Annotated in this window: 10 protein-coding genes and 1 tRNA gene; all 11 read right to left on the bottom strand. The window is 62.0% G+C overall.

Annotation, left to right across the window (positions count from 1 at the left end; translation table 11 throughout):
- Positions 1–111 precede the first annotated feature (111 nt).
- Entirely contained in the window at positions 112–489 is a 378-nt protein-coding gene (gene rplL, locus NKI72_RS33440; protein WP_023680442.1) for a 50S ribosomal protein L7/L12, read from the bottom strand.
- 54 nt (positions 490–543) lie between these two features.
- Positions 544–1062, bottom strand: a complete 519-nt coding sequence (gene rplJ, locus NKI72_RS33445) for a 50S ribosomal protein L10 (protein ID WP_008875657.1) — start codon at positions 1060–1062, stop codon at positions 544–546.
- A gap of 393 nt (positions 1063–1455) precedes the next feature.
- Entirely contained in the window at positions 1456–2154 is a 699-nt protein-coding gene (gene rplA / locus NKI72_RS33450) for a 50S ribosomal protein L1 (protein WP_023680441.1), read from the bottom strand.
- A 4-nt stretch (positions 2155–2158) separates the two neighbouring features.
- Complete coding sequence (gene rplK / locus NKI72_RS33455) at positions 2159–2587, bottom strand: 50S ribosomal protein L11 (protein ID WP_023680440.1); 429 nt, start codon at positions 2585–2587, stop codon at positions 2159–2161.
- A gap of 160 nt (positions 2588–2747) precedes the next feature.
- Complete coding sequence (nusG, locus tag NKI72_RS33460; protein WP_006333333.1) at positions 2748–3275, bottom strand: transcription termination/antitermination protein NusG; 528 nt, start codon at positions 3273–3275, stop codon at positions 2748–2750.
- 27 nt (positions 3276–3302) lie between these two features.
- Entirely contained in the window at positions 3303–3506 is a 204-nt protein-coding gene (gene secE / locus NKI72_RS33465) for a preprotein translocase subunit SecE (RefSeq protein WP_023680439.1), read from the bottom strand.
- Positions 3507–3869: 363 nt separating this feature from the next.
- A tRNA-Trp gene (locus NKI72_RS33470) sits at positions 3870–3945 on the bottom strand.
- Between the two features lie 77 nt (positions 3946–4022).
- Entirely contained in the window at positions 4023–4538 is a 516-nt protein-coding gene (locus NKI72_RS33475; RefSeq protein WP_352835490.1) for a hypothetical protein, read from the bottom strand.
- 131 nt (positions 4539–4669) lie between these two features.
- A complete protein-coding gene (locus NKI72_RS33480) occupies positions 4670–5152 on the bottom strand; it encodes a group II truncated hemoglobin (protein ID WP_352835487.1) in 483 nt (160 codons plus the stop codon).
- A gap of 96 nt (positions 5153–5248) precedes the next feature.
- The gene (locus NKI72_RS33485) at positions 5249–6934 is read right to left on the bottom strand and encodes a COG3904 family protein (RefSeq protein WP_352852045.1); all 1686 of its coding nucleotides are present in this window, start codon (positions 6932–6934) and stop codon (positions 5249–5251) included.
- 159 nt (positions 6935–7093) lie between these two features.
- The coding region (locus NKI72_RS33490) for an EF-Tu C-terminal domain-related protein (protein ID WP_502909000.1) at positions 7094–7189 on the bottom strand (96 nt) is incomplete at its 5' end.

Here is a 7189-nt window from a genome sequence, read left to right on the forward strand (position 1 = left end):
CGGGGGGGCCCCCCACTGAAACGGGTTTCCCCCCCCCACCCCGACCCCCCCCCCCCACCCCCCCCAAACGCTGGGGCGGCCCGCCCCCCCCCGCCCCCCGGTACTCAACGCTTACTTCAGTTCGACCTTGGCGCCGGCTGCTTCCAGCTGGGCCTTGAACTTGTCCGCGTCGGCCTTGGAAACGGCTTCCTTGACCGGCTTCGGAGCCGCCTCGACCAGGTCCTTGGCTTCCTTGAGGCCAAGACCGGTGATGGCGCGAACTTCCTTGATGACGTTGATCTTCTGAGCGCCTGCCTCGGTGAGGACGACGTCGAATTCCGTCTTTTCCTCGACCGGAGCAGCAGCGGCCGCAGCGCCGCCGGCAGCGGCAACCGCCACCGGAGCAGCGGCGGAAACGCCCCACTTTTCTTCAAGAAGCTTCGACAGCTCGGCCGCCTCGAGGACGGTCAGCTTCGAAAGGTCGTCTACGATCTTTGCCAGATCAGCCATTGCAATGTTCCTTCATAAGGTTCGAACGTGTGTTTGTGATAGCGAGGAACGGCCTCATGCCGCCTCGTCCTTCCGGGCGTAAGCGCCGATGACGCGCGCGACCGAAGCCGCAGGCGCATTGACGATCTGGGCGATCCGGGTTGCCGGCGTGGCGATCATGCCAACCAGCCTGGCGCGCAGCTCATCGAGCGACGGAAGTGTGGCGAGTGCCTTTACACCGTCGGCATTGAGCGAGGTGGTGCCCATTGCGCCGCCGAGAATGACGAGCTTGTCATTTCCCTTGGCGAAATCGGACGCGACCTTCGGCGCCGCAATCGGATCCTCCGAATAGGCGATCAGCGTCTGTCCCTTGAACAGCTCGATGATCGATGCGGAGTCCGTGCCCTGAAGAGCGATTTTGGCGAGACGGTTCTTCGCGACTTTGACGGTGCCACCGGCGGCGCGCATTTTCGACCGAAGGTCGTTCATTTGCGCGACGGTGATACCGGCGTAGTGGGCCACGACGACTGAACCAGCGCTTGAAAACGCATCATTCAGGCCCGTGACGAGTTCGCGTTTTTCCGCTCTGTCCACTGCCTATCTCCAGTTGACCCCTGCCCTCTACGGAGGACAGGCGTCGGGTTGCCTTTTGCCGGCCGGGCCATCCAGTAACGGATCTCCCGAACGACGCTCGAGGATCCTGCCCCCTTTCGCCACACCTGCCGGGAAGCCGGACGGTGCGCAGACAAAAGGCAAACACGGTTCGAACCTTTCATTGGAGCTTGTGGCTCCTTTGTCCGGTCTTCACCCGTCTCATGCAGGCCCACATGAATTAAGGCCCACATCACCTAAGGTTTGGGGGCCGCCTGCAATCTCGGACAGGATGTCCGGAAGCCTTTCGACTTCCGGTACCGGGCCGCCGACAGGTCGGAGGCCCGGAATTCTTTCACGGATCAGCGTTTTAGCGGCCGATCCAATTGTTTCGTATCAGGACGCAGCGAGCGTCGAGACGTCGAGCTTGAGGCCCGGGCCCATCGTCGAGGTGACCGACACCTTCTTGACGTAGTTGCCCTTGGCACCAGCCGGCTTTGCCCTGGTCACCGCGTCAGCGAAGGCGCGGACGTTTTCTTCCAGCGCCTTGACGTCGAACGAGACCTTGCCGACGCCGGCGTGAACGATGCCGGCCTTCTCGACGCGGAACTCGACGGCGCCGCCCTTCGATGCCTTGACGGCGGCGGTAACGTCGGTGGTGACGGTGCCGACCTTCGGGTTCGGCATCATGCCGCGCGGACCGAGCACCTTGCCGAGACGGCCGACCAGCGGCATCATGTCCGGCGTGGCGATGCAGCGGTCGAAGTCGATCGTGCCCTTCTGGACGATGTCGACCAGATCCTCTGCTCCGACGATGTCGGCGCCGGCGGCCTTGGCCTCCTCGGCCTTGTCGCCACGCGCGAAGACGGCGACGCGAACGCTGCGGCCGGTGCCGTTCGGCAGGTTGACCACGCCGCGGACCATCTGGTCGGCATGGCGCGGGTCGACGCCGAGGTTCATCGCGACTTCGATCGTCTCGTCGAACTTCACCGAGGAGCGATCCTTGAGCAGCTTCAGCGCCTCACCCAAAGCGTAAGCCTTGTTGGGATCGATGCCTTCGCGGGTCTTCGATACACGCTTTGCAATCTTTGCCATGATCTCAGCCCACCACTTCCAGACCCATCGAGCGGGCGGAGCCCTCGACCATGCGCATGGCCGCCTCGACGTCGTTTGCGTTAAGATCCTTCATCTTCTGCTCGGCGATGGCGCGCACCTTGTCGCGGCCGATCGTGCCGGCCTTGACCTTGCCCGGCTCCTTCGAGCCCGACTTCAGGTTGGCAGCCTTCTTCAGGAAGTAGCTCACCGGCGGCGTCTTCATGACGAAGGTGAACGACTTGTCCTGGTAGTAGGTGATGACGACCGGAACCGGCGAGCCCTTTTCCATTTCCTGGGTCTGCGCGTTGAACGCCTTGCAGAACTCCATGATGTTGATGCCACGCTGACCAAGCGCCGGGCCGATCGGGGGCGACGGCGTGGCCGATCCCGCGGAAACCTGGAGCTTGAGCTGGCCTGCAATTTTCTTAGCCATCTCTCTTCCTGCCTTTTCTCATGCCGGTCTTGCCGGCGGTTGCAGTCTGGTGGTGCGGTCCGCGCAGCCGGCTAAAGCCGCATTCGCCTCCCACCCGTTTTTGGCCGCGCGATCTCCGCGCCGCCTTCCCTGCCGCCGAAACCGGTGCAGGGATTTCGGATCAGCCCTTCTCGACCTGTCCGAATTCCAGATCGACCGGCACAGCGCGCCCGAAGATCGAAACTTCCACCTTGAGCCGCGCCCGCTCCTCGTCCACTTCCTGGACGAAACCGTTGAAGGACGCGAATGGTCCATCCGAAACGCGGATCGCTTCGCCGATCTCGAACGTCACCGACGGCTTCGGCCGCTCGACGCCCTCCTGAACCTGGTTCAGGATACGCTGGGCCTCGGCTTCGGTGATCGGCACCGGCTTGGAGTCGCCCAAGAAACCGGTGACCTTCGGCGTGTTCTTGACGAGCGAGAACACGGCGTCGGTCAGATTGGCTTTCAGCAGCACATAGCCCGGAAAGAACTTGCGCTCGGCATCGACCTTGCGGCCGCGGCGGATCTCGACGACCTTCTCGGTCGGCACCACGATCTGCTCGATGTCGGCGGACAGGCCCTTCTGCTTGGCCTTGTTCTCGATGTCCTCGGCGACCTTCTTTTCAAAGTTCGAGTAGGCGTGGACGATGTACCACCGCGCGGTCATTTCAAGACTTCTCCGTAATCGCCGGACTTACTGTCCGAGGCCGAGGATTTTTTCGACCGCAAAGCCCATGGCCACGTCTGCGGTAAAGAAAAAGATCATCGCGATGACCGCGAACACAAGAACCATCACCGTCGAGATCATCGTTTCGCGCCGCGACGGCCAAGTGACCTTGGCGGTCTCCGCGCGAACCTGCTGGAGAAAGGTGAAGGGATTTGTGGTTTTCGAAGCCATATGCCGCTCTGTCTGCAAGACCCGTTGGCCGGGCCTCCTGGATGATCCCGCTGGCCGGGACGTGCCGCTTGAGCGTGCGTTCGCGCCGAATCAGCGCAATCATTTCGCCCATGCAAATCAGACGCGTAAAGCCGGCTTCCCAGCTCCACGCGTCGCGTGTCTGTCTCGTCTACATAAAACCGATTCTTGATCCACGCAAGTGGCAAGTGTCCGCTTTATGGCCAAACGCCGCCTCGGAACCATCCAGTCGTCCCGTCCCGGCTATGCGGCCCTTATGCCGCAACTTGTGCCATATGGCAAGTCACAAGCCGATTTTCAAAGGCCGCACTGCAAAAGAATCGTTTTAGGTATCCATTCAAAGAATGGCACGGGCAGCAGGGCTCGAACCTACGACCTGCGGTTTTGGAGACCGCCGCTCTACCAACTGAGCTATGCCCGTATGCGCATGTCGGCGCAGCAGGCGCTTCCTAAAAGCTTCCGCGCGCTCTGTAAAGAGCGACGTGCGCTACCCGGCCTTCATCTTCGAAAGTCCAGGCGTCCTCCCGGCCATTTCCCGTCGATCCGTTGATTGCTGACGATTAAGCCGACCCAGGGACGCACGATTTTCGGGTCGGTCAGATTGACATTTTTTCCAACCAGCCCTTTCGCACCCTGGCGCCGCGCATCGATGAGCCCCTTGCGCACGCCATCATGCCAATCGAACAGCAGGTAAACCCTCTCTCCCGCCGTCTTCACCTCGCCCCGGCCGGACTTCCATTTATGCTTGCTATCGCCCGGGATCGTGGGATCGGCACCGCCGTTCCATCGGCTGGACCAGCTGCCTTCGATGGTGTCGTTGCGGTCGCGGTCGCGGTCGGTGCCCCATGCCTCTGCATTTTCATCGCTTGGAGTTCCCTCCAGTTTCAAGCCGGCGGCGAACGCCGACACCTCCTCGTCGTCGGGAGTGGGGACGTCCATGACGCCAAACGGATTTCGGATTCCGCGGTTGCTGTCAGAGACGCTGTCTGAATTTTTCTTGCCTTCCGATCTCATCGCAAAGCCTCCGGTTTTCAAATATGCCCCCGCCATTCGACGGCGACTTTAAGCCGTTAGCCTGGAGGACGGAGACCTTCATAGCCACCCGTTTTCCTGGCCGGCGGAGTTTTCGACCGATTCGTGCCCGGTCAGTCTCCCGAAGAGGGCTTGTAGGGGCCGCCCGGCACCCCCCAACCCCAGGCCGGCATTGGTTCGCTCTCGGGGTCGCAGGTCGGGCCCTTGTTGGAGTTCATCTTGGCCAGCCGCGATCCCCATTCGACATAGGCCATGAAGGCCGAGCGGAATTCGGGATCGTCAGGCAGCCCGACCTCGTCGGCGGCGTCGGCGAGAAGGTTGATCCAGCGCCGGCGCTGCTCCTCGGTCAGATGCTTGCCGAGATGGTGCATCACCATCTCGCGATGGCCGCCGTGCTTTTCGCTGTAGGTTTTCGGTCCACCAAAAATTTCGCCGATGAAAGCCGCGACGTGAGCGGGATGATCCGGCGACATGTGTTTGAACACCGGCCCGACGATGGGATCCCGAGAGACGTTGTCGTAGAAGGTTTGGGTCAGGCGGTTCAGCGCTTCGGTGCCGCCGGCCCATTCAAACAATGTCGGGACATCCTGGCCCATTCGCGATCCCTCCGATGCTGGTCTTCAACCGCGCTGGACGATAGCGGAAACATCGAGCGCCGCTCAACCTGCCTCGATGGCCAGTGCAAGGTTGCGCTAAAGCTTCGCCGGCGTCTCTGCCTCGGCGCTGGCGGACGGCAGAACGCGGCAGTTGTCGGGCTTCGGCGACGACTTGCAGATGGTGGCGCCCGTCAGCGCGTCCACCGATTGCGGCCCCGTCGTCAGTCCAACCTTCAGCATTAGGTCTGGTTCGAGCTGGCGCTCGACCGAGCGCTGCTCGAGCGCGGCGAACAGACCGGGACCAATCGCCATGTCCTCGAGATAGGTCTTAATTATCTGCTGCTGTCCCATCAGGTACATGCCGAGCCGCGCTTGCGGACCGACAAACCGTCTGACGCCGCCGGCAAGCATGAGCGCGCAGGCCGAATCGCATGCCGCTCCCGAATCGACGGTCAGGCCGGCATAGGCGCCCTCTTTAGCCAAGCAACTCCACTCTCCCGGGTCGCAGCCAACGAAATCGGTGCGGGCGACGGCGATGTCGAGCTTCTTTTCGTGGATAAGTCGCCCCACCGCCAGAGCACTGAACAGGTCGCCTCCTTGTGAGCTGACCACCACCGGCAGCCGTCGGTTGCCAAGCATGGCGAGCAACTGGCGCAGCTTCTGCGGGGTCTGAGGCGCAATCGCGCCTTCGGCCGAGATCCATTCCGGGCAGTTGGGATTGCAAAGCGGGTTGCTGCCGCGGACCAGGACGAAGCGCATGTCTGCGACCTCCTTCGGCCGCGGGGTTTCGAGCCCTGCGGGTGCAGGCTCGGCTTTCGCCACCACTTTGCCGGCCGGCTTCGTGATATTCGCCGGCGCCGGCACCTCCCTGCAACTCGCCGGCAACGGATCGGACGTGCATAGGATTGGCGCGGTCAGCAGGTCGACGGCATCCCGGCTGGTGACGAGATTCATTTGCAGCATGTCGTAGGGAGCCAATTGCTGGATACCGCTGGCCGGTGTGCTTTTCATGGTCTCGAGCACACCCAGGCCGACGCCCATCTCCTTCAGATAGGCCGCCAGCTTCCGCTCCAGCGGCTTGTTCATCTCATAGGTCTTGTAGCTGCCGGCGTTCTTCCGGCTGACGACCTTGGTGCTGAGAATCTTCTTCTTGCCCTTCACCATGCGGTAGGTGGTGCGGTACAGCAATTTCGTCCGGATATAGGTCGTGGTGATCTGATGGACGCCGAGAAAGGCCCATTCGCCTACCACGCGCCGGATGCCGCCGGAAAACATCAACGGACAGGCGGAATTGCAGATGGCGCCATCGGCATAAGCATTGCCAAAATAACGGGCGCTCTTGCCGTCGTTTTCCTTGCAGTTCTTCACATCTGGCAGACAGCCGACGAAGCGGGTTTTGCCGACGGCGATATCGAGCTTGTTCTTGCGGATCAGGCGACCAAGTGTCAGCGCCGCTTCGACATTGCCGCCGGGGGAATCGGCGACGATCGGCAGCTTTCGGCCGCCAAGCGCTTTCAGCGCGCGTTTGAACAGGGCCGGCGTGCCGGCTTCTATCGAGCCTTCCGCCGATATCCATTCCGGACAGGTCGGCTCGCAGCCCGGCGCGCTGCTGCGCACGACGACGAACCGCATCGTCGGGCCGAAATCCGGCGCGGATTTTTCCGGCGTGGATTTCTTTGCATCCGCTGCGAAGGCAGCGTGGCCCATGGCAAGCAACGACACCAGGCAGATCAGCCCTAGCGACCACCATGCCTGACTATGCAAACGGCGCCATGGAACCATTCGGGCAGCCCCCCTCGATGCAACCTATACTAGTTATGGCAGAGGCGCTTGCAACAGGATTTGAAGCAATGCGGTTAATCCATTGCCAGAATATCAGAATCAAAAGGGCGGCCCGAAGACCGCCCCTTTGCATCCGATCTCAACCGGCAGCGCCGGCGACTACTCTGTGATGGTGACGACGATGCCGGCACCGACGGTGCGGCCGCCTTCACGGATGGCGAAGCGCAGCTTCTCTTCCATGGCGATCGGCACGAT

This window comes from Mesorhizobium sp. M0437, from assembly GCF_040321335.1.
Classification (GTDB): domain Bacteria; phylum Pseudomonadota; class Alphaproteobacteria; order Rhizobiales; family Rhizobiaceae; genus Mesorhizobium.